Source organism: Kitasatospora sp. MAP12-44 (assembly GCF_029892095.1).
In the GTDB taxonomy this organism is placed as follows: domain Bacteria; phylum Actinomycetota; class Actinomycetes; order Streptomycetales; family Streptomycetaceae; genus Kitasatospora.
Genome location: NZ_JARZAE010000004.1, coordinates 8,819,396 through 8,840,452, shown reverse-complemented (window position 1 = coordinate 8,840,452; position 21,057 = coordinate 8,819,396). Strand labels below are relative to the sequence as shown.

The following is a 21,057-nucleotide window of genomic DNA, read 5'->3' as shown; positions in this document are numbered from 1 at the left end:
GGCACCGCGCGGCGCGACGGTGATGACCACCTCTGAGCCGCTGATCGCCATCGTCGCGCTGTAGTCCTGGACGTCGCCGCCGTCGCCGGGTGTGTAGGCCCCGAGCAGGGAGCCGAACAGCAGCGGGTCGCCCGGCTCGGTCGGCAGCACCTCCAGTGCCCGCTCCGCCGCCCTGTGCAGGGCCTGAGAGTCCAGGGAGCGGCAGACCTCGTGCAGGTCCTTCAGCTCGCGGGCGTCGAAGCCGTTCTTGAACGTGCTCTGCGAGTAGGCCCGCACCAGACTGCGGTAGCCGACGTCGCCGCGCTCCAGCATCTCGACCGGGAGGTCGTTGAAGACCTCCATCACCTGGCTGCAACTCCACAGCGCCAGCGCGGCCACCGTGGCCGGGTCCTCCCCGAGTTCCTCCAGCAGCTCCTCACGGCATCCTGAGCCCCGGAGTCGGACGTGTCGGCGGACCCGCTGCGTTCCTGGGTGCGGCCGCGCCACGGACCACCCCGAGGCCGGTGGGACGGAACCAGTCGTTCTAAGGGCGCAGCTTCTCCAGCGCGGTGTTGATCAGGCGTGCCCTGGGAGCGGGCAGGTGGGTCGTGGCGTCTTCGCTGGCTGTCGGGTAATCGCGGGCTTGCAGGGCGGAGATGATCTCGGCGGTGGCCTTCACATGGAGGTCCCTGGCTGCGTAGCCGAGCACAAACGCCCCATGGTCAAGGTGGCCGGTTTCTCTCAGGTGTGTGATCAGCTCGACGAGGTCCCAGGGCTTAGCTCCTGCGGTGGCGCCGTTGAGCAGGGCGCGGGCCACGTCGTTGTGACCTGCCGCCAGTGCTTCGTTGACGGCGTCGGTCACTTCGTGGAAGGGCCGCTTCATGCCTACATGGGTCAGGAGAATTCGTGCTTCGGAGGAGTAGCCCTCGGCTTTGATGCGTTCGGTCAGCTGGACGGTCTCCGCGGTCGGCCAGTCGGATGCCGCCCTACGCAGGAGGTCACGGGCTTCGTCGTCGTGGCCGCTTTCCCGCAGCTGTGTGGCGATCTGCTCCGCTTGATCCAACCGCATGTGCCGGAGCAGGAGCAGCATTCTGTTGCTGGCGCCAGCGCCGTGCTCGCTGAGGTGTGCGATCAGAGTCGCGACCTCTTTCGGAGGGCGTGCTGCCGTGCTGAGCAGCAGATGGTCATACGGGTTACCGAGCTTGATCACTGTTTGATCGGTGGCCAGTTCGAGCAGCTGGCTCAGCGGCAGCTGGAGGGCAGCCTGGTCCAGGAGCTCGGTGAAGTCGTTGGGACCGAGGGGAGGGTCGAGCGACTGGATTCGCCGCACGTATGCCGCTGCCGACGGTGCGGGCGGTGCTGTCCTGGTCGCGCGCTGGGCGAGCCAGGCTCCGAAACGGCTGGCCTGCACGGCGGTGTTGTCCGGTTCTGCGTCGCTGGTGGCGGGGTTGTTCGGGTTGTCCGATACGGCTTCCACGACAGCGGGGGCGTGCATCACGTCCCAGGATGTGAAGGCGGGCTCACCCAGGGCGCCACGGGCGTCCTGGGTGAGTTGGTCGCCGGTGTCGTTGACGTGGGCGGCCTTGTCGAGGGACTGGGCGATGTCGTCGAGGAAGGCGATGTCGTTGTCAGGGGTGACCAACGCGCTGAGTTGACCCGGTTCGGGTTCGTCGGCCCCGGCGGTGGACTTGAGGTGGTGGACCTCCGCGCGCAGCCGGTCGATCTCACGGCTGGCCTGGTCGACGAGGTCGAGCGCTTCGCGTTGCTTGGCCTCGGCCCGATCCTTCTCCCGCACGGCCCGCTGCCGGTGCTCCTCGGCCTGGGCGAGGCGGCGGCGCACGTCCTGCTCCTGCCGCTGAGGGGCCGTGGGGTGGGTGTGCAGGCGGTCGGCCTGGCGGGCGAGTTCGCCGATGCGCAGGTTCAGCCGGCCGATCATCTGCAGGAGCAGGATGACGAGGTGGCCGGCGTTGGCCTCGGCCTGGCGGCTGCTGGCCAGGGCCTGTTGGGCGTGAATGAGCTGGTTCTGAACGTCGATGGTCTGCTGCTGGGCGAGGACCAGTGCGCCCTTGTCGCCCGCCGGGGGGAAGGCGGTGCTGACCGGGGTGGGGGTGCTGCGCAGCTTGTCCCACAGGGGTCGGGCCTGCTCAGTGAGCCGTGCTGCGGCTTGGGAGTCGTGGGAGCAGATGTCTGCGACGGCTTCGACGAAGTCCCAGCGTGGGGTTCGGCCGGCCAGCCAGTCGGAGACGGTGGACTTGGCGGGTACCCGGTGGTCGGCGAAGTGCTCGGGGGTGAGGGCGTCGAGGAGTTCGTCGACCCTGAGGCTGGCACCGCGCACCCAGGTCCGCAGGAGTTCGGCGATGGCGTTCGCCTCGGTGCTGGTGCCCTTCAGCGGCCCCCAGGGCCGGCCGCCCGCCGGTGCGCTCTGTTCTTTGGGCAGGGCCCCTCCTCTCCTCAGACCGCGTCATTCGTCGGTCAACCCGGCTTGTTCGGCTCCGGTCCGGTGGACAACCCTCCGGCGTGGCTGTGGCCATCCCATCAGAGGCATCGTCGTGATGCCGCCGGTTTCGCGGCATTGGCCGTGCGGGGTGCGTACGGGTCGACTTCCCCTGATTCGGAGCGGTACATGCCGACATTCCCTTTCCCGCTGGGCGGCCGGGCACTGGGGCCCGTGCAGCGGGTCCTGCTGGTCGCGTTGACGGTGCCGGTGCTGGCGGTGGTGACCGTGGCAGCGGTGCCCGCGCTGGTGGTGCTGCCGTTCCTGCCCGGCGGCACCGACCGGGCGGTGCGGCTGATCCGCTCTCATGTCGCCTACGCGCGGACGCTGCTGATGTGCAGCGGACCGGCCCCGGCGAAGCCGGGCCCGGGTTAGGCGCAATGCCGGTGACTTTAGGTTGCTCCTGGCTGGGTGATGGTGGTTCTGGTGGTGGCCAGTTGCGGGTCCGTGGCCGTCCTCGCACGTGCCCAGCAGGACGCCGTCTGGGACCGCACCCAGGCCGGCAACAAGCTCACCGCGCACCTGCGGGCGTACTACCCCGGCTATCTGACCGCTGTCGGCCATCGCCGCGAGGGGATCTTCCACCCCATCGCCCGGGTTCTGCTTGCCGCAGCCCCTACTCCTGAACGGGCCTCCCGACTCACCCGTCCACAGCTACGAGCTCTACTGAAGAAGGCCGGCCGCAAGAACACCATCGAAGCAGAAGCCGACCGGCTCCACGCGGCCCTTCGCATTCCCTAGATGCGCCAACTCCCCCTGGTCGAGCAGGCCATGGGCCGACAGGCGCTGGCCCTGCTCCGTCAGTTGGAAGCCGCTTGCGAGCGCCGAGGACCTCGCCGAAGCGTCGACGCTTGCCTTCGAGACTCACCCCGACGCAGAGATCATCACGAGCTTCCCCGGCCTCGGCCCGCTCAGCGGCGCCCGCGTCCTCGCCGAAATCGGTGACGACCGCTCCCGGTTCACGGACGCCAGAGGGCTGAAGGCGCACGCAGGCGCGGCCCCCGTCACGAGGGCCTCAGGCAAGAGCATGGCGGTCCTGGCCCGCAGGGTGAAGAACCAGAGGCTGGCCTCCGTCGGATACATGTGGGCCTTCGCCGCCATGGCCCACTCAACCGGCGCGAGGGCCCACTACGACCGCAGGCGAGCAACCGGGGAGCGGCACATAGCCGCCCAACGCAACCTCTTCAACCGCATGATCGGCTGCCTCCATCACTGCCTGACCCGACGAGTCCCCTTCGACGAGGCTGTCGCCTTCCCTCCTTCCCCAGGGCCTCACCTGGCACTGGCTGCTTGACACCTTTTCGCATCGGATGTCTTCTTCCCGCCGTCGAACCCCCGGCTCGCCGCTGGCACGGACGCCGCCCCCTTCACCGACTGGGAGTCGATGATCCCGGCGGTCGGCTCCGGATCACGGCCCGCCTCCTTCCGGACCCGGTCGCGCAGCCGGTCGTGGAACTCGGCGACCAGGCCCGTGTCACGCCAGCGCCTGAAGAAGGCGTAGACGCGGTCCCACGCGGGAAAGTCCGCAGGCACCGCCCTCCAGGCGATGCCGCCCGCGACCAGGTCGCGCACAGCGTCGACCAGCTGCCGTGGCAGTAGCCCTCAGGCTGCCCGCCGCGGCCCTCCAGCCAGGCGGGCACGGGCATCGCGTCGCGCACGACGGCCCATTCCGCGTCGTTCATGTCCGAGGGGTATCTCGGACGCCTGTGCGTGCGGTCCCCGGCATTCCCAAACCGGTGAGCGAGGCAATCACACGACAGGGGTGCAGAGTTGGACGACAACGGCGTAGACACGGGAGACTGCAGCACCAGGGGCCTCCTGTTGCTCGGCTGGATTCGACACCCACGAGCTGTGCGGGAGGCCCCACTTTCATGCCCTGCTGATCAGAGAATCACCCGACCGAGTTGGCAGACTCGAACTCACGCCCACGAAGTTCGATAGAGCAACGGCTAGTTACTCCTGGTCAGGCTGGCCAAGCGTCCAGCCGCTGATCGCGGTGATCGGCCCGCGCCAGGTCGCCAGGGGTGTGAGTGGTGCGGCCGGACCGGCGAACTCCCCGTTCACCGAGTGGGACAAGACCCTCGGGGACGCCCGCCTCTGCGCGGCCATCGCCGACCGAATCACCTTCCACTGCACCGCCGCAGACCATCAGCAAGCGGCGCGCGCCCAAGAACCGATGCGCGCGGCAGGGCGCCCCGAGGATGCTCACGCGGATCCGGACCGGTTCCCGGCCGCCGGGGCCATAGCCGGCGGCCTGCCGGTCGTCGCCGGCCAGGGACATCGAGGCCGGCGCGGGTCGAGAGCGATGCGCAGGGGCGGGTCCGGCCGGGCGGCGGCGAGCCGCTGGTCCGGGGCCTTCGCGGGCGCGCCCGATCAGCGGTGCGGGTCTTCGGCGACCGGGCTGCGACCGAACACGTGTCGGCGCCACCACACGGTCACAGACAGCCATCACGATGTGAGCTGGATCCCCTTGAGGGGGCTGCCGGATCGGGGTGGCCCGTGACGGTGCTCACGCGTCCCGGGCGCCCCCTACCCTCCCTAGTAGGCCACCCGTCGGCTCCGGCCACCGCACCCGCCCGGCTGCTCGCCGCCCCCGCCGCGCTCCCGCGCCTACGGCCGAGCCTCCACTGTTTTCGCAGCTCAAACCGGTACAAAACGCCCAAAAAAGCATGCCCTGCCAGGTTTGACCGCCCGGACGACGAGCAGCCGGCCCGCGCGCGAGCGGCGTGTTCGCCCCACCCCGCTACGACGCCGCGTCGTAGCGGGCACCCCTTGGAGCCAGCCGCCGACCCCGCTAACAATGGCCCAGTCGCCAGCTGCGGCGGTGGTCCGATCCACTCCCGCAACTCCCGTACGGCAGTCACCACCCGTGACCGCCCCGGTGCCGACTCCCGCCCGCCGGGCCCCACCGGGCCCGCCGAACCGCGGGGCGAGGCGCCCCCACGATTGAGGTCGAACTCCACATGCCCGTGATCTCCACCCGCATGCGCAAGTCCGTCGCCCTGCTCACCTCCGCCGTCGGCATCGCCGCGATCGGCGCCTCCATCGCCCCGACCGTCGCCTCGGCCCAGACGCCGCAGTCGCTGGCCGCGAACATCGTCCCCGCCGGCCAGCTCGCCTCCTTCGACCAGATCATCAGCCACGAGAGCGGCTGGAACGTCACCGCGACCAACCCGTCCTCGGGCGCCTACGGCCTGGGCCAGGCCCTCCCCGGCAACAAGATGGCCTCCGCCGGCTCCGACTGGCAGACCAACGCGGGCACCCAGATCAAGTGGGCCTACGACTACATGAACAGCCGCTACGGCAGCCCGAACCAGGCCTGGGCCTACTGGCAGGTCCACCACAACTACTGACCGGCCACTCCCACCGATCCGCCGCTCAACCACCCACCCCACGACCCACGACGGACGCCACCGCGGCCGAACAGGGTGCTGTGGGAGCAGGCCCCGGCGCTGCACCCGCAGCCGGAGCTGATCGGGACGACGTGGCTGGAGGCCGAGCACACCTCCGCCGAGCGGCGGGCCTTTCTGGCCACCTTCGCCTCGTTGGTCGGGGAGGACGGGTGGCGGCTGCTGCGGTACATCCTCGCCTCGGTCAAGGTCTTGAGCGAGGGCGTGGACACCTTCGACTGCGACGCGGTGTTCTTCGCCGACGTGCGCGGGTCCATGGTCGACCTGGTCCAGGCCGTCGGGCGGGCGCTGCGGATGCGCCCGGGCAGCGGCAAGATCGCCACCATCGTCGTGCCCGTCCTGCTGGGGGCCGGCGAGAGGGGCGACCAGCTGCTGACCTCCCGGGCCTACGACGGGCTGTCCAAGATCCTGATGGCGCTGCGCTCGCACGACGCGGCCGCCATCGAGCGCCTGGCCATGCCGCAGTCCGAGACCCGGCCGCCCAGGGAGCCGAAGCACGCCGGAGAGCCGGAGGAGCGCCGCTCCGCCGCCGGGGAGGCGCAGCAGCTCCAGTTCTCCACCCAGCGCGACCCCGCCGTGATCGCCGCGTTCATCCGCACCCGGGTCTTGGAGCCGGAGCGGGCCGAGTTCCGGCGGGGGCTGGAGGAGCTGCTCGCCTACCGGGAGAAGTTCGGTGACGTGAAGGTGCCGTACGCCTACCGGGCGCCGTCTGGGCACCGGCCGGGCGTGTGGGTGGCCGATCAGCGCCGGTATCGGGCTGCCAATGTGCTGGATGCCGAGCGGGTCGCGCTGCTGGACGAGCTCGGCATGGTGTGGTCGGTGTTCGACACGGCCTTCACCTGCAACTTGACCGCGGTGGCCGGCTACGCGGCCGAGCACGGCCACGCCTGCCCGCCCAACGAGGCCGTGTGGGGCGGGCGCCCGGTCGGGACCATCATGAAGAACCTGCGCACCGCCCAACGCCGCACCGAGACGCTCCAGCGCCGGGCCGAGGCCGGGGAGGAGGGCCTGGACTGGGCGGGGGCGCTGACCGCCGACCGCAAGGCCGCCCTGGACGCCATCGACCCGGCGTGGTGCCCCACCTGGTCGGTGGAATGGCAGCGGAACTTCACCCTGGCCTGGCGCCACATCCAGGACGGCGGGACGCTGGCGGGCGCGGAGCCGGGCGGCATCGTCGCCCAGGGCGAAAACCTCGCCGCCTGGGGCCGCGCCCAGCAGACCGGCTGGGACACACTCGCCCCCGCCCAGCAGTGGGCGCTGGAGCACGTCTCGGACTCGAGCCGCTGCCCGCCGAGCAGCTCTCGCCCGCCAAGGTGACGCATGCCGAGAAGGAGGCCCGGAACCTCGCCACCGCCGCCCAGTACCGCGAGCGTGAGGGGCACCTGAACGTACCCCGCACACACAAGGAGACCATCCTCCTGGACGACGGCACCACCGTGCAGATCGGGCTCGGGCTCTTCGTGGAGAACTCCCGACGCAGGCGCGCCGACATCCCCACCGACCGCACCACCCGACTCACCCAACTTGGCATGCGCTGGGAGTAGCCGGGCGCAGGAGCAGGCCGGGTTCGGTGTACGGGTCGGTCGCGTGGGTTCTCCCGCAGGCGGGCGGTCAGGAACGGCGGAACCAGCGGCGGCACGGCCGCGGAACGCCGAGGGCGGTTGTCTCGAACGGGTCGGGCCTGGCGTCGTTGCGGACCGTTGCCAGGCCGAGGTCGTCCAGCTCGGCGATGGTGTGCGCGTGCGCGACGGGGTGCAGCGGGACGACGGCGACCTCGGGGTAGGACAGGTGGCGCAGAGCCTCCTCCCGCAGCAGGGCTCGCAGCAGGTGGTTCGCGACCGGGCCGGGCGGATCCTCGTTCACGGCGACGTGCAGCAGGAGTTGAGGTTCGGGGGAGTCCGGCCAGTGGGCCAGGGATAGCCAGGCGGCGCATACCGCTGGGAACCCGGATACCCGGCGGGTCAGCGCTTCGTGCAGGGCCTGGGCATCCGGGCCGGTGGCCGGGGCGAGCCGCAGCCGGTCGTTGGGAAACTGTCCGCCCAGCGTTCCAGCCGCCAGGCGGGGCAGGCGGGCCTCACCGTGCCGGGAGCGGAGCACCAGTTCGACGGCGCCGGTTCCTGCCAGCATCATCATCAGCCCGGCCGCGTCGCAGTACGAGGTGCCGACGGCCGCCGGCACGTCCCGGCCCAGTCCCGCGTCGGCGAACCCGAGCAGGATGCGCTCGCCTGCCGGGTTGCTGCCCGTGATCACCTGGCCGGGGGCGGCGATCGGACGTACATCCCGCCGTCGAACAGCGCAATGAACACGTCCATGGCGACGGAATCCTCCTCGGCGGACTGGTCGAGGAGCTGGGCGAGGTGCGGGTTCGACGGTGCGATCACGGACGGAGTCCAGGTGCCGTCCGGATCCGGCCCGGCGCTAGGTTCGCAGTGCCGGGCCGGATCCGCTGTCAGGGCGACTGCTCCCGCATGCGGGTCAGGCCATCGGTGGTCCCCAAGCTGCCGAAGCTAGGGCATCGCGGCTGCCGAAGCGCTCCGCCGAGCCCGCCGCACGGTCGAGTTCTCGGCTCTGCTGACCGCCATCGCCGCCCCCGGTCACCTCATGACCTCAATCAGTGGATCAGCGCCCAGGTCTGGTAGTTGTTATTGAAGTTGCACGGCGATCCCCAGGCCAGGTTTGTTTGCCCAGAGTCCAGACACTGCCCCTCGTACTTGTTGTAGAAGTAGTTGTTGCCGTTGGGGGAGATCGACCACTGCCACAGCTGTTGAACGTTCGAGTCGTCGCACCCCTCGGTGCCCGTCACCGGTCCGGAGGAGAGGTCGTTGACGGCGAGGCACCGGCCTGTCTGGACGTCAACGAGCTGGTACGAATCGTTGTAGGGCGCGATGTGCCACTGCTGGAACCCGCCGCCGTTGCAGGGAATGTGGTAGATCTGCCCCCCGTAGTTGGAGTCCAGACAGGTGGTGCCCCCGGTGGGGGTCCAGTTCAGCAACTCTCCGGTTCCGGAGTTGGCCTGAGCCTGGCTTGCCATGCCCATCATCGTGCAGGCGGTGATCACAGCCAGGGCGGCAGCCTTGAAGCCGATTTTCTTGATCACAGTCGTCCTTTCGATCGTCGGGGAGTCGGGAACGGGCTCGCTAGATGGCAGTACGCGCCATGACTTCGGGCACTTGCGACCTGCGGCCCGCTCATTACGGTGCCGCGTCGGCGACGATGGTGGCCAGCTTCCCGGACTTGTCCGGACGCTAGACTCGCTCACGCCGACCAGGGGGGTGGCAGAGATTGCCGGGGGGAAGCATGGCCGAGCTGCAGGTCAGTGGGATTCCGGATCCCGCCATGGCCGCGGATCTCGCGGAGTTCATCGGGCTGTTGGACCGGCTGCGCGTGTGGGGCGGCAACCCCTCGTTCCGGACCGTGGCCAGCCTTGTCGGGCCACTGCTGCGCCCGCCGCAGCCGGTGTCCAAGTCGACGATCGCCGACATGTTCCAGCCTGGCCGGCGCCGCCTGAACCAAGACCTGGTGGTCGCCGTCGTCCGCGCCCTGGGCCTGGACGAGCGCGCCGTCGACCAGTGGCGCAAGGCCTACGTGCGAGTGCACGCCCAGGCCAAGACCCGGCCCCGCGGGCACCTGGCTCCCGCCGAGCTGTCAGCGGACCTGATCGACTTCACGGGCCGAGCGGCAGTGGTCGAACGCCTGCTGGCCCTGCTCGATGAGAGACCTGCGAGACCGGTGGGGCCGGTCGTCCTCACGGCGATCAGCGGCCAAGGGGGCGTGGGCAAGACGTCCTTGGCGATCCACGTCGCGCACCGCGTCGTCACGCGGTTCCCCGACGGGCAGTTGCAGGCCGACCTGCAGGGCGCGGGTCCCGTGCCCGTAGCCCCTCACGACGTCCTCGGCCGCTTCCTGCGGGCTCTGGGCATGGCGCCGGAGAGTATCGCCGGTGCCTTGGAGGAGCGCGCGGCCCAGTACCGGAGCATGCTCGCGAAGCAACGTGTGCTGATCCTGCTGGACAACGTCAGGGACGCCGCGCAGGTGCGCCTGCTGCTCCCGGGTGCCGGTTCGTCGGTCGCGCTCATCACCAGCCGCAGCTCGCTGGCCGGCCTCGACGGTGCGAACCGGGTCACCCTCGGGGCCATGGACGAGGAGGACTCGCTCCGTCTGTTGACCCGGATCGCCGGAGAGTCGGCGGTGAATGCCAGCCCCGAGGCCACCGACGACCTGTTGCGCCTGTGCGCCGGCCTGCCGCTGGCCATCCGGATCGCCGCGGCCCGACTGGCGACCGAACCGGCTCTGACCGCCCGCCGGTTGGTCGCGCGTCTCCACGACGAAAGCGCGCGCCTCAACGAGCTCCAGGTCGAGGACCGGGCTGTCCGGGCCACCTTCGCAGTTGGCTACGACAGCCTAGGCCCCGCAGCCCGGAACGCGTTCGCCCTCCTGGCCCTGGTTCCGGGCCAGACGGTCTCGCTGCCCGCAGCGGCAGCCCTGCTCGACGGCAGTCCGCAGTCCACCGAGGAGGTACTGGCCGAACTCCTCGACGCCGCGCTACTGGAACCGGCAGGCCCAAAACGCTACAGGTTCCACGACCTGATCAAAGTCTTCGCGGTGGAGTGCGCCCACGATGCCTTCGCGGACGCCGACGGCAACCTCCGCAGCCACTCCGAGGCGGCCGTGGACCGACTACTGGAGTGGTACCTGCACACCGCCGTGGAAGCCGCCACCGCCATTCACCCCAACCGCCGCGCTGTAGAACGCGACCCGATCCCGCCGGGCCGCGTCAGCCTGACCTTCACCGATCCCGCGACAGCCCTGGACTGGGGGGACCGGGAGCAGGCCAACCTGACCGCCGCCGTCCACCACGCCCGGAGAACCGGACGCCACCGGCAGGCCTGGCAACTGGCGATCACACTGTGGAGCCAGTTCCAGGTGCGCAGCGCCTGGGCCGACTGGATCGCCACCCATGAACTGGCCCTGGAGAGCGCCGCGGAACTCGGCGACACGGCCGCGCAGAGCTGGATCCTCAACTGCCTTTCCCCTGCCTACCAGGGAGTAGGCCGCTACCAGGACGCGATCGGCAGTCTGGAGCGCGCCCTCGACATCCGGCTCCAGACCGACGACCTGCGAGGCGCGGCATCCTGCCTCATCAACATCGGCTTCATCCGGGGCGAACTCGGCGAACACGACCAGGCGATCACCGCCACCCGCCGCGCCCTGACTATCTACCAGGAGCTCGGCTTCCGGGCCGGGCAGATGCTGGCCCGGATCAACATCGGCGAGCTCGACTCCCGACGCGGCAAGCCCGAAGACGCCGTCGAGCACTTCCAGCGCGCGCTGGCGGACTCCATCGAGATCGGCGACCGCTACCAGCAGGGAAAGATCCTCGCCAACCTCGCCGCAAGCCAGCTCGCTCTGGAACGTCACGGCGAAGCAGCGCAGCACGCCACGCAAGCAGCCGCCCTCTGCAAGGAACAGGGGAACCGCTTCGACGAAGCGACCTCCTATCGCACCCTGGGACTCGTCGCAGCTGCAAAGGGGCAGAACCGGCTGGCAACCACCGACTTCAACAGGGCCATCGCCATTTTCACCGAGCTCGAGGCACCGGAAGCCGAGGAAACCCGACGCATTGCCGATCGGGTCACCGGTCGGCAATCCTGACAGCGATACCGGTGTGTGGCCACCGGCCCTGGTGACGCGGCGGATGGAAATCAGTCCGGCCTCCGCTATCAGCATCGGTCTGCTCTGCTCAGGAGGTCGCGAAGCCGAGCACGGCACGCTCCTCACTGAGGCGAAAGTACAGCCGCACCGCGCGCTGAACGTCCTCGCGCACAGCCCGGCTCACAGCCCAACCTCCCGGGGGGGCTGCCCCGCAACACCCGCAGCGGCGACCGGTCCAGAACCACCCAGTAGCGGCGAATGTAGCCGTCCTCCACCTGCCGGACCCGGTTCACCCGTGCCCGCCAGAGCGCGAACGCCGACGTTGAGCGGGAGGAGTTCCGGCGGGGCCTGGAGGAGCTGCTCGCCTACCGAGAGAAGTTCGGCGACGTGAAGGCGCCCTACGCCTACCGGGCGCCGGCTCGGGGTGTGGGTGGCCGACCAGCGCCGCTACAAGGCCGCCGGCGTCCTGGACCCGGAGCGCGTCAAGGAGCTGGAAACAACGTCGCCGCGGTGGCCGGGTACGCCGCCGAGCACGGGCACGCCTGCCCGCCCACCGAGGCGGTGTGGGGTGGGCGCCCGGTCGGGGTCATCATGAAGAACTTCCGCACCGCCCAGCGGCGCACCGAGGCGCTGGAGCGCCGCGCGGAGGCCGGCGAGACGGGTCTGGACTGGGCGGGGGCGCTGACCGCCGACCGGAAGGCCGCGATCGACGCGATCGACGCGGCGTGGTGCCCGGCCTGGTCAGTGGAGTGGCAGCGGTGCTTCGCCCTGGCCTGGCGTCACGTCCAGGGCGGCGGGAAGCTGGCGGGCGCGGAGCCGGGCAGCGTCGTGGCCCAGGGCGAGGATCTCGCCGGGTGGGCTCGCGTGCAGCAGGTCGGCTGGGACCAGCTCGGCCCCGCCCAGCAGTGGGTGTGTGAGCACGTCCTGGGGCTGGAGCCCCTGGCGCCGGAGGAGAGGCCGGTGGGGAAGGTGACGCACGCGGAGAAGGAACGGCGGAACTTGGCCGCTGCCGCCCAGTTCCGGGCTCGTGAGGGGCACCTGACCGCCCCTCGCAAGCACAAGGAGTCCTTGGCCCTGCCGGACGGCAGCACCGTGCTGCTGGGGCTGGGGCTGTTCCTGGAGAATTCCCGGCGCAGGCGCGGTGACATCCCCGCCGAGCGCGCCGCACGGCTCACCGAGCTCGGGATGCGGTGGGAGTAGGCGGGCGCCGGGGCCGGGCGGCGGCCAGGGGGGCTGGAGCCCCGGCCGCCGCGACCGTGGCCACAGTCATCACGCGGCGCGAACGGACCTGTCCGGCGACCCCAAAAGGTCTTCCGGCAATGCGCTGGAGCTGCAACCCTTGGTCCATGACTGACCAGAATGATGCCTCGCTGGGGCTCTGCAGCTACTGCGACGACGACGCTATCGAGGCGCTCCCGCAGCTACGGATGACCGCCCAAGACCCGGTCCCGCCTCGACTTCCGGTGTGTGTGCTCCACCGGCGCCTAGTCATCGACGGTCACCCCGGCCCACGCGTGCGATGACGGTCCAGTGATCAAGGGCTGGTTGGCTCAACACAGGCTGAACGGACTTGCACTCAGATCGGCTGGGACAAGATCGGACCCGCCCAGCAGTGGGTGTGCGAGCACGTCCTGGGGCTGGAGCCGCTGCCCGAGGAACAGCGGCCGGCGAGAAAGCTGACGCACGCGGAGAAGGAACGCCGCAACCCGACGGCAGCACACCGTACAGGGCGGGCGCGGGCTGATCCTGGAGAACCGTCGGCGCAGGCGCAGCGACATCCCCACCGAACGCGCCCAGCGCCTCACCGAACTCGGGATGCGCTGGGAGTAGCGGGAGCAGGTACGCGCCGTCGGCAGTTGTCAGCGGCGGAGCATACAGTCCCGCCATGAGTGCCGCGCGTCCCCTCCCCCACTACCTGCCAGCCGCTTTCATCGGGGGGTTCGGCATTCCGAACCCTCGTCGCCCCGGCGGCCGTTATGCCGGCGTGTGCATGCGACGGTGGGACGCGGAGACCGTGGTGGGGCCGCTCCCGGCGGAGAAGGTCGCGGCCGAGTTCGGCCTGTACGACGTCGAACGACCAACTCCGTCGCTGCCCGCCGACTTCGCCGACAAGCTCTGGGAGCAGTACGAGGGGGCGCTGCCGGCAGCGGCCGTCGCGCTGGAGTCGGACGGATTCACCGCGCAGCACTGGGAGGCGATACTGCTGCATGTCCAGGCGCAGTCCATACGCCACCCCGACTTTGACCGTGTCGCTACCGCGCACCTCGGGGCCGGGGTGGCCCGGGACGTGATCCAGGAACAGCGGCAAGTCACACACCGCGAGTCTCGGCAGTTGATGAGCCGGGCCCGGTTCGCGGTGGTCCGCCGGGGTAGCCGCGCGCCGCGCTTCCTGATCAACGACAAGGGCTTCACCTCGTTCCTCGACTTGGAGTTCGGAGCGCGCAGTGTGCTGTTCCCGCTGACGGGCAACGTCGCCGTTCTAATGGTCGTTGACGCGGCCCGGAAGGGCGATGACTACGAAGCCGGACCGTACGCGGTGCGTCGGCTCAATCCGAAGGCGCTTAGGTTCGTCAACGGGGCGTCGTGGGGCCAGACGAACACGAGGGCCGTCTTCGGTCACCCCGACGATGAGCAGACGCTCATGGGACTGCGGCGCACTGGTCAGCTGGCCCGGCTTCCGCTTCTCGGCCCGTACCAGGGGAACCGCGAACCGGGCCTGCTGGACTGGGCCTTCGCTTCCGCCGAGATCCGCATCCTGCGTGAGCGCTGGCTTGCAGGCTTGGGCCTGTCTCCCTCCACCTGAGTAGCCAGCGCCGCATGCCTCAAGAGTCAGCACGCGAGCCCGGCGGCCGCGCCCAGGACCCTGCCGCGCCCAGCAGTCGCGCCCCGACCACACACCGGGCAAAGCACCCATCCGCCCCATCCGCCCACGCCAAGGCACACGACGGCACCCGCGACAGCCACCAGCAGGCCGCCAGGGCGGGAACCAGGACTCCCCAACCACCGGGGCTGGGAGTCAAGACGACCGGTCACCCACCAGGCAGCCGCCAGCCCCGACCAGTGGGCCGGCCTTCACTGCCTGACCGGCGGGCGCCCTTGGCGTCTGGTCAGATCTGGGTGGGCGGCACGGTGGTCATCGCGGTGCCGGGCTTGCGGTAGTGCTCGGGCAGGCCGATCACCGTGAGGTTCATGTGCTGGGCGCGCAGCCGCATTCCGATGTCGTCGGTCAGGACCCGGGCCTCGCGGTGGAGGTTTTCCAGGTCGGCGGCGCAGCGCAGGATCGCCAGGTCGGCGTCGGTGTCGCGGTGGTCGGTGTCGAGCCAGACCTCCAGAGTCGCCTCCCCGGGGCGCAGTTCGACCGGCGTGCCAGGCTGGCTGTTCTTCAGGACGCGCTCCAGGTAGCGGATGGCGGTCGCCGCCTTCTTGGCGAGCGGCCCGTCGCCGTACTTCTGGCGGTCCAGTTCGTCCAGGACCCGTAGTGGCACGACGAGGCGGGTGAGCGGCACGTCCTGGCCGTCCTGCTTGAACAACTCCCGCCATCGCACGTCGCCGGGCTGGGCCCAGTGGTTGAGCATGTTGGTGTCGTACACGACGGGCAGGCCGGGGCGGCCGGCGAGCTCCTTCAACGCGCGCAGTTGCTCCTGGGCGTTCTCCAGTATCTGGATTTGCCGGTCGACCTCCGCGGCCATCGCCGTGTTCCGGGCTCGGATTTCGGCGGTCAGGGTCTCGCGCATGCCGGTGGTCTGGTTCAGCAGGGGGTTCTGGGCGAACTCCAGCACCTTGGGGCTTCCGAGCTGCAGGAGGTGCCAGTACGTCTCGGACCGTAGGTCTCCGGCGAGGTCGGGTTCCGCGAACGCGCAGTTCAGGGTCGAGTGGGTGTCCTCGACGGCCTTCGTGTAGTCGCGGAAGTAATCCTGCGAGCTGCGGGCGTTGGTCCAGGCGCTGTGCGCGTCCCGGAGGGCGTTCTCGGCGTAGTCCAGGGAGATCCCCGGCTTCAGTCTCATGCCGAGATCCTTCCAGGGCAGGGTGCCCGGGGCCGCCCGTTTTTCGATTGCGGGAGCGGGGGGTGCAACGCGAGCGCGTTGCAGCCCCGTGTGGCGCTCTGAGTGGGCTAGCGGTGCAAGGTCAGATGTGCAACGTGCCTTCCGCGTTGCAGCGCGTTGCACGGGCTCCGGCATCTGACGGTGCACCAGCGACCGGGGAACTTTCGGCGTGGAGCAGCCGGATATACCACCAGGGGTCGTCGGGTTCCCGGCCTTGGCCAGACGGCGCTCGCGGCCGGTGGGCTTGGGCAGGGTGATCGCCGGGCGGCCATTCGTGCGGCGGCTATCCGGGCACGGTGCTATCGGAGGTCTCTCGGGTTCGGAGCCGGGTGCGGAGGTCGGCGATGTCGAGACCGAGCCGTTCGGCGATCTCGGGCAGCCGGGGCTGGGGTACGAGGGCGGCGATGCGGATGGCGTCGTCGGTCCGCACGCATTCGAGGGCCTCGCCTGTGAGGAGGTGGCTTCGTGCCTGCGTTGCGGCATCGCGGATGAGGGCGACGAGCTGCTCCTCAGAGGGCGCCGGGGTGGGCGGCGGTGGCGATGGAAGTGCCGCCGGTCGCTGGTTGTCGGGGATTTCGGGGGTGCGGTCGGGGATGAGCGGGGGCTCGGCGACTTCCCGGTACCAGGCCCAGGCGTGGTGGGCGGTGACGTGGTGTTTCCCGGCGGGTGTTGTCATCGGTGGGCTCCCAGGGCGATCAGGTCACAGATCTGGTCGTCGGTCAGCTCGGTCAGCGCCGAATAGCCGTCGGCGAGGACGGCGTCGGCCAGGGCGCGCTTGTGTCGAAGCAGATCGTCCACCCGGTCCTCGAGGGTGTTCTCGGTGATGAGGTGGTGGACGGTGACCTGGCGCTGTTGGCCGAGCCGGTGGGCGCGGTCCACGGCCTGGCTCTCCTTGGCGGGGTTCCACGGGCGGTCGTAGAGGACGACGTGGCTGGCCTGGGTCAGGGTCAGACCGCTGCCGCCGGCCTTGACCGTCATGACCATCACCTTGCCCGAGCTGGCCTGGAAGGCGTCGATGATCCGTTGGCGTTCCCGGCCCACGGCGAGGTCCCCGCTGAAGTACAGGGGGTCGAGGCCGTGTCCGCGCAGGTGATGGACGAGGTGGCGGGCCATGGTCCGGTACCGGGTGAAGACCAGGGTGGACTCGTGCGGGCTGGAGAGCAGGGGGAGCAGGTCGTCCAGGGCCGCGAGTTTGCCGGAGCGGGCCGCCGCTTGCTGCGGGTCGTAGTCGTCGCCGTCCGTGGCCTCGCCGAGGAAGTGGCTCGGGGCGTTGCAGATCTGCTGCAAGTTGTTGAACAGGGCCAGCAGCAGGCCCTTGCGGGGGGCGCCCTCGGCGGAGCGGATCTCGCGGAGTGCGGCGGCGGCGGTCTGCTCGTAGAGGTCGATCTGCTCGGGAGTCAGGCTGACGATCCGGGAGCTCACGGTCTTCGGGGGCAGCTCGGGCAGGATTTGCGGGTCGCTCTTGAGGCGCCGGAGCATGAACGCCTGGAGGAGGGCGGTCAGGCGGGAGGAGAGGGTTCGGTCGGTGATGTTCTCCTCGATGGGGATCGCGAACTGCTCGCGGAAGGCGCGGAAGGTGCCGAACAGCCCCGGGTTGAGGAAGTCCATCAAGGCCCAGGCGTCGCCGAGATGGTTCTCGACGGGGGTGCCGGTGAGGGCGATGCGGCGGGCGGTTTTGATGCGCCGGATCGCCTGGCTGGTGCCGGCCCGGTGGTTCTTGATCAGCTGGGCCTCATCGGCGACGAGCAGGTCGAAGGGCTGCTGGGCCAGGAGGGGGGCGTCGCGGCGCAGGGTCTCGTAGGTGGTGATCACAATGGTGCGGGAGGTCGCTCCGGCGAGGGTGCGGTCCGGGCCGTGGTAGCGCAGGGTCGGGACGGAGGGGGCGAAGCGGTTCACCTCACGTTCCCAGTTGATCATGACGGAGGCGGGGCAGACGATCAGGGTCGGGCCCTGAGCCTCGCGGCCGAGGTCACGCCGGTACAGGTGCAGTGCCAGGGCGGTGAGGGACTTGCCCAGCCCCATGTCGTCCGCGAGCAACGCGCCGAAGCCGGCGTTGGTGGTGTTGGCCAGCCACGTCAAGCCCTGGCGCTGGTAGTCGCGCAGTGTGGTGGTCAGCCCGCCGGGCGCTGGCACCTGGCCGCTGCGGGATCCGCTGCGCAGGAACGCGACCAGGTCTGCGAGCGCCTCCTCGGGTTCGCATTCGAAAAGCTGCCCGTCGACGTTGATCTGCCCGGTGAGCGAGGCCCGCAGGGCCTCGCCGGAGGAGACCGGGGGCATCTGCCGGTCCGCGGCGCGCTTGGCGCTGTCCTCGTCCACCAGGACCCACTGCTCGCGGACCTTGGCCATCGGCACCATGGATTGAGCGAGGGCGTCCATCTCGCGGCCCGTCAGGTCGGCGCCGTCCACCGACAGCTGCCACCGCCCGTCCAGGACGTCGTCGAAGGAGAAGCCGGGCCGGGCGGATCCCGGAGGGCCCGGCCGGCGCTGCCCGAGCACCACCCGGGTGCGCAGCCGCTCGCTCCACTCGTGCTGCCACTCCACCGTGAGTCCGAGCCGCTCCAGCTGCTTCTTCGCCGCGCCCCGCAGCACCACCGCCTCGGCGGCCCGCAGCGTGAACGTGTCCGGAACCGGGCGTTCCAGCAGCCTCCCGATGGGCGGCCACAGCTGGGTCAGGCGCCGCAGGCGCCGCCGCAAGAGTGCCTTCAGCTTCGGGTCGGCCACCGCAGCCGCGGGCGACCAGGTCCGCGTCAGCCCGTCCGTGGGGTCCCGCCGGCGCAGGCTCAGGTCGGCCCACAGCAGCTCCGTGTCGCCAGGGCTGTCCTTCTTCGGTGCCCTGACCGTCAGCACCATGTCCAGGACCTCGGCCTGCGACCGGCCTTCCTCGGCGTCATCGGCCCACTGGGTGAGCGCGCTGGTGTGCTGCTGCTGGGGCACCGCCGCCGTGAACGGGCCACTGCCCAGGACGGCCGGGGTGCCCGGGCCGCGGAGCATCGCCTCGGCGACCGCGTCCAGGCCCGCGCGCACCGCCGTCCTGGGTGCCCACAGCCGCTGAGGCTTGATGTCGGCGACAGCACCGCAGTGCGCGGGCGGGACCATCGCCTGCCGCAGCTGCCGCGCCCGGGCCTTCTCCTGCGCGGTCAGCGGGCCCGCCCGCCACACGTCCGTCCCGTCCGCGTCCAGCGTCGGGTAGACCCGGCCTTGGGCCATCACCTCCAGTCCGAGCCGGATCACCTGACGCCACACCGTCACCGAGGGCGACTCCTTCTCCCGGCCCTCCTCAGCGGTCAGGACGTTGGCCAGCAGCCGCACCGGCACCTGCCAGCACTCCACCTGCACCGGGCCGATGGCCGCACCCTGCTTCGGCAGAACCAGAGTGGCCGTGCACACCTGCATCGGCCGGGAGCAGGAGGCGCCCACCGGCAGGCCTTGCGGCCGGTAGACCAGGAACCGCGCGGCGGCCCCCTGGAGATCGACCGTCAGCTCCGCCCCCTCCCGCAGCACAGTCGCTAGCTCCGCCCGGGCTTGCCCGACTTCCTCCGGCAAGGCGACCGGCCCCGCCGGGCCGCACCGCAGCCGCTCGCCCGGACCGGTGGCCGCCTGCGCGGGCGCAGCGGTGGCTACCGTCGGCGCCGTCGGCTCGTGCGCGGTGGCCAGCGCCTCCACGAGCGCCGCGGCTGCGGTCTGCTGCGCCGCGCGCTTGGACGCACCCGCCCCGTCGCCAACGATCTCCTCCCCGAGCACCCCCAGCGTGCTGCGCACCCGGCAAGTGATGCGAGCGGTGAACCCGGCCACCGGGTCGTGCACCGGATCGCTGATGTCCAGCCTCGCGATGGCCCCGGCGGTCTTGAGGTCGTTGAGGACCATCAGCGCGGTCTTGCCCGGGCCCGCTTGCACAGGCACCCGGCCGTACCGGACGGCGGTGCGGCCACGGATCGCGGCCACGAGCTCCTTCGCGGCCTCCGCCCGGGCGCTGGCACGCCCCAACGCCCGCCCGGTGCCGGAGAGGACATGTCCGTTGCTGGTGCAAGCCGCTACACACACGTACTGAGGCTCCAGCCCGGTGATGCCGGGCCCCTCCTTGAACACCAGGTCATGGATCACGCCCGCCTTCACCATGTCCTGCAGCTTCTCGGCGGGACCGGGCTCCTGCGGTGTGGCACCGCCAACGGCCGGTGCGGGCACCAGGCCCCGTGGGGCCTCCAGCGGCAGTTCGGCCAAGTCAGCCAGAACCTTGAGCGCCAGCGCGGTGCGCGCCTGACGCTTGTTCGGGTACCAGCCGCTGTAGAGGTCGAGGGCCTCATCGTCGATCACCGCACGCAGCCGAGACCGGAACAATACGGACCCGCCCTCCTGCTGATGCTCGGTGAAGCGCGGGGCAGGCAGGCCCCGCGCCGCTTGGTAGAGCGTCAGCAGCGTCACGGCGGCCCCCGCCTCAGCGGCGGCCGCCCGCAGCGCCGCCTTCCGGGCCGGCTCCCACATCGGCGACACCGCGGTGAACAACACGGCATACAGGTCACGGGGGATGAGCGCCCCGGCAGTGATCCGCGAAGCGACCTCCGCCACCTCGGCGGGCGCCACACGCGGCTGCGCCAGGGTGTGCTGCAGCCGGGTCGCGAACGACTGGTCAGCGGCTTGGGCCGGCGTTCCGGCGGAGTACCGGGCCGCAGGTACCCATGCCCTCGCGGCAGGGGTCTGGACGACAGGCTCAAGGCCGCTCATGTGCCCGAGCAGGCTCACAGCGGCGTACTGGTGAGCGGCCTTCTTCGTCGTCCGGCCCGCCACAGCGCCGTAGACCCTGCCCTCGGGCAGCTCCCATCCGGCCTGGGCTGTGAACACCCCTGACTCCGCAGGCTCCACATCGCCCACTACCAGGGAACCACTGCCGGGGGTCTGACCGTGCGCATGCAGGACGGCGGTCGCGACCTCCGGACGCGCCCGCACCAACGCCCACGCGGCGGCCACGGCACCGTCGGCCGACGCGAACAGGGGAACCTGAAGGAGCAGCATCCGCAGCTCCTTCACCCCCAGGCGCCCGTCACCGGCCCGGACGGCTGCCTCAGCCGCCACCTCTACGGACAACATCCGGACAGCGCACGCCTTCTCCAGGATCCGCGCGAAGACCAGGGGGTCAAGCGCAGCGAAGTCCACCCGGGCCCCGGACGCCGGGCGCGGGACGGAGGCAGACTGGGTGGGGGACGGAGTCGTCATGGATAGCCTTCGAACAGACCGGGATGCGGCCAGGACATGCCAGATCAGCACCTGATCGTGGCAAACCACGCCCGGCCAAGTCGCCGACACGAACCCTCGACCCCGGGGAAGTACCTGAACGTGTCCCCCTACCGCCGCGTTGTTGACGTCTCGGTCAGCCGGCACGGAGCGCCTCGCGCCTCAGGCCCGTACGAGGCACCGCTGCCACAACTGCTCGCCGCCTACGCGGAGCAGGTGACGGTCCGCTTGACCTGTCCCGCGGTCGGCGGCC

Annotated in this window: 16 protein-coding genes and 1 pseudogene; 8 read left to right on the top strand and 9 right to left on the bottom strand. The window is 70.7% G+C overall.

The genetic code is table 11. The annotated features are described in order from the left end of the window. Together P3T34_RS39825 and P3T34_RS39820 are read right to left on the bottom strand one after the other, a co-directional pair. The coding region (locus P3T34_RS39825) for a hypothetical protein (RefSeq protein ID WP_280664039.1) at positions 1-486 on the bottom strand (486 nt) is incomplete at its 3' end. A gap of 37 nt (positions 487-523) precedes the next feature. Further along, entirely contained in the window at positions 524-2,314 is a 1,791-nt protein-coding gene (locus tag P3T34_RS39820; protein WP_280664040.1) for a hypothetical protein, read from the bottom strand. 288 nt (positions 2,315-2,602) lie between these two features. On the opposite strand from P3T34_RS39820, the gene P3T34_RS39815 reads away from it, so the two are divergent. Both P3T34_RS39815 and P3T34_RS39810 read left to right on the top strand, forming a co-directional pair. Beyond that, entirely contained in the window at positions 2,603-2,848 is a 246-nt protein-coding gene (locus P3T34_RS39815) for a dTMP kinase (protein WP_280664041.1), read from the top strand. A gap of 69 nt (positions 2,849-2,917) precedes the next feature. Then, positions 2,918-3,767, top strand: a pseudogene (locus tag P3T34_RS39810) (transposase); the annotation flags it as partial. On the opposite strand, the gene P3T34_RS39805 reads toward P3T34_RS39810, so the two are convergent. Next, positions 3,746-4,045, bottom strand: a complete 300-nt coding sequence (locus P3T34_RS39805; RefSeq protein ID WP_280664042.1) for a transposase — start codon at positions 4,043-4,045, stop codon at positions 3,746-3,748. The pseudogene P3T34_RS39810 and the gene P3T34_RS39805 overlap by 22 nt on opposite strands. 1,391 nt (positions 4,046-5,436) lie before the next feature. On the opposite strand from P3T34_RS39805, the gene P3T34_RS39800 reads away from it, so the two are divergent. From P3T34_RS39800 to P3T34_RS39790, 3 genes are all read left to right on the top strand, one after another. Beyond that, the gene (locus P3T34_RS39800) at positions 5,437-5,826 is read left to right on the top strand and encodes a transglycosylase SLT domain-containing protein (RefSeq protein ID WP_280664043.1); all 390 of its coding nucleotides are present in this window, start codon (positions 5,437-5,439) and stop codon (positions 5,824-5,826) included. 75 nt (positions 5,827-5,901) lie between these two features. Beyond that, a complete protein-coding gene (locus P3T34_RS39795; RefSeq protein ID WP_280664044.1) occupies positions 5,902-7,200 on the top strand; it encodes a helicase associated domain-containing protein in 1,299 nt (432 codons plus the stop codon). Then, entirely contained in the window at positions 7,197-7,427 is a 231-nt protein-coding gene (locus tag P3T34_RS39790; protein ID WP_280671762.1) for a helicase associated domain-containing protein, read from the top strand. Before P3T34_RS39795 ends, P3T34_RS39790 begins: the two co-directional genes overlap by 4 nt. A gap of 67 nt (positions 7,428-7,494) precedes the next feature. Here P3T34_RS39790 and P3T34_RS39785 read toward each other — a convergent pair whose 3' ends face one another. The 3 genes from P3T34_RS39785 to P3T34_RS39775 all read right to left on the bottom strand — a co-directional run bounded on the left by P3T34_RS39785 (position 7,495) and on the right by P3T34_RS39775 (position 8,980). Further along, positions 7,495-8,133: a hypothetical protein gene (locus tag P3T34_RS39785; protein ID WP_280671760.1), complete on the bottom strand. Its 639-nt coding sequence runs from the start codon at positions 8,131-8,133 to the stop codon at positions 7,495-7,497. Next, positions 8,130-8,264 (bottom strand): hypothetical protein, encoded by a 135-nt coding sequence (locus P3T34_RS39780; RefSeq protein ID WP_280671758.1) that lies wholly within the window; start codon positions 8,262-8,264, stop codon positions 8,130-8,132. The genes P3T34_RS39785 and P3T34_RS39780 overlap by 4 nt, the downstream gene beginning before the upstream one ends. Before the next feature lie 230 nt (positions 8,265-8,494). After that, positions 8,495-8,980 carry a ricin-type beta-trefoil lectin domain protein gene (locus P3T34_RS39775; RefSeq protein WP_280671756.1) on the bottom strand — a complete coding sequence of 162 codons (486 nt, stop codon included), beginning with the start codon at positions 8,978-8,980 and terminating at the stop codon, positions 8,495-8,497. Between the two features lie 200 nt (positions 8,981-9,180). Here P3T34_RS39775 and P3T34_RS39770 point away from each other — a divergent pair, with 200 nt between their 5' ends. From P3T34_RS39770 to P3T34_RS39760, 3 genes are all read left to right on the top strand, one after another. Then, positions 9,181-11,535, top strand: coding sequence for a tetratricopeptide repeat protein (locus P3T34_RS39770; protein WP_280671754.1), 2,355 nt, complete (start codon positions 9,181-9,183; stop codon positions 11,533-11,535). Positions 11,536-12,045: 510 nt separating this feature from the next. Then, positions 12,046-12,735: a helicase associated domain-containing protein gene (locus tag P3T34_RS39765; RefSeq protein ID WP_280671752.1), complete on the top strand. Its 690-nt coding sequence runs from the start codon at positions 12,046-12,048 to the stop codon at positions 12,733-12,735. Positions 12,736-13,420: 685 nt separating this feature from the next. Continuing rightward, positions 13,421-14,338, top strand: a complete 918-nt coding sequence (locus P3T34_RS39760; protein WP_280671750.1) for a hypothetical protein — start codon at positions 13,421-13,423, stop codon at positions 14,336-14,338. 304 nt (positions 14,339-14,642) lie between these two features. Here the strand turns inward: P3T34_RS39760 and P3T34_RS39755 are convergent, their stop codons facing one another. The 3 genes from P3T34_RS39755 to P3T34_RS39745 form a co-directional block, all read right to left on the bottom strand. Then, on the bottom strand, positions 14,643-15,539 hold the full coding sequence (locus tag P3T34_RS39755; RefSeq protein ID WP_280671749.1) for a PIN domain-containing protein: 897 nt from the start codon (positions 15,537-15,539) through the stop codon (positions 14,643-14,645). 322 nt (positions 15,540-15,861) lie between these two features. Then, the gene (locus tag P3T34_RS39750) at positions 15,862-16,254 is read right to left on the bottom strand and encodes a hypothetical protein (RefSeq protein ID WP_280671748.1); all 393 of its coding nucleotides are present in this window, start codon (positions 16,252-16,254) and stop codon (positions 15,862-15,864) included. Continuing rightward, positions 16,251-20,786 carry a DEAD/DEAH box helicase gene (locus P3T34_RS39745; RefSeq protein ID WP_280671747.1) on the bottom strand — a complete coding sequence of 1,512 codons (4,536 nt, stop codon included), beginning with the start codon at positions 20,784-20,786 and terminating at the stop codon, positions 16,251-16,253. The genes P3T34_RS39750 and P3T34_RS39745 overlap by 4 nt, the downstream gene beginning before the upstream one ends. Between the last annotated feature and the right edge of the window lie 271 nt (positions 20,787-21,057).

Coding starts and splice junctions, on each gene's coding strand:
- P3T34_RS39800 (WP_280664043.1), top strand. CDS start 5,437: ATGCCCGTGATCTCCACCCGCATGCGCAAGTCCGTCGCCCTGCTCACC.
- P3T34_RS39760 (WP_280671750.1), top strand. CDS start 13,421: ATGAGTGCCGCGCGTCCCCTCCCCCACTACCTGCCAGCCGCTTTCATC.
- P3T34_RS39745 (WP_280671747.1), bottom strand. CDS start 20,786: ATGACGACTCCGTCCCCCACCCAGTCTGCCTCCGTCCCGCGCCCGGCG.
- P3T34_RS39770 (WP_280671754.1), top strand. CDS start 9,181: ATGGCCGAGCTGCAGGTCAGTGGGATTCCGGATCCCGCCATGGCCGCG.
- P3T34_RS39750 (WP_280671748.1), bottom strand. CDS start 16,254: ATGACAACACCCGCCGGGAAACACCACGTCACCGCCCACCACGCCTGG.
- P3T34_RS39815 (WP_280664041.1), top strand. CDS start 2,603: ATGCCGACATTCCCTTTCCCGCTGGGCGGCCGGGCACTGGGGCCCGTG.
- P3T34_RS39755 (WP_280671749.1), bottom strand. CDS start 15,539: ATGAGACTGAAGCCGGGGATCTCCCTGGACTACGCCGAGAACGCCCTC.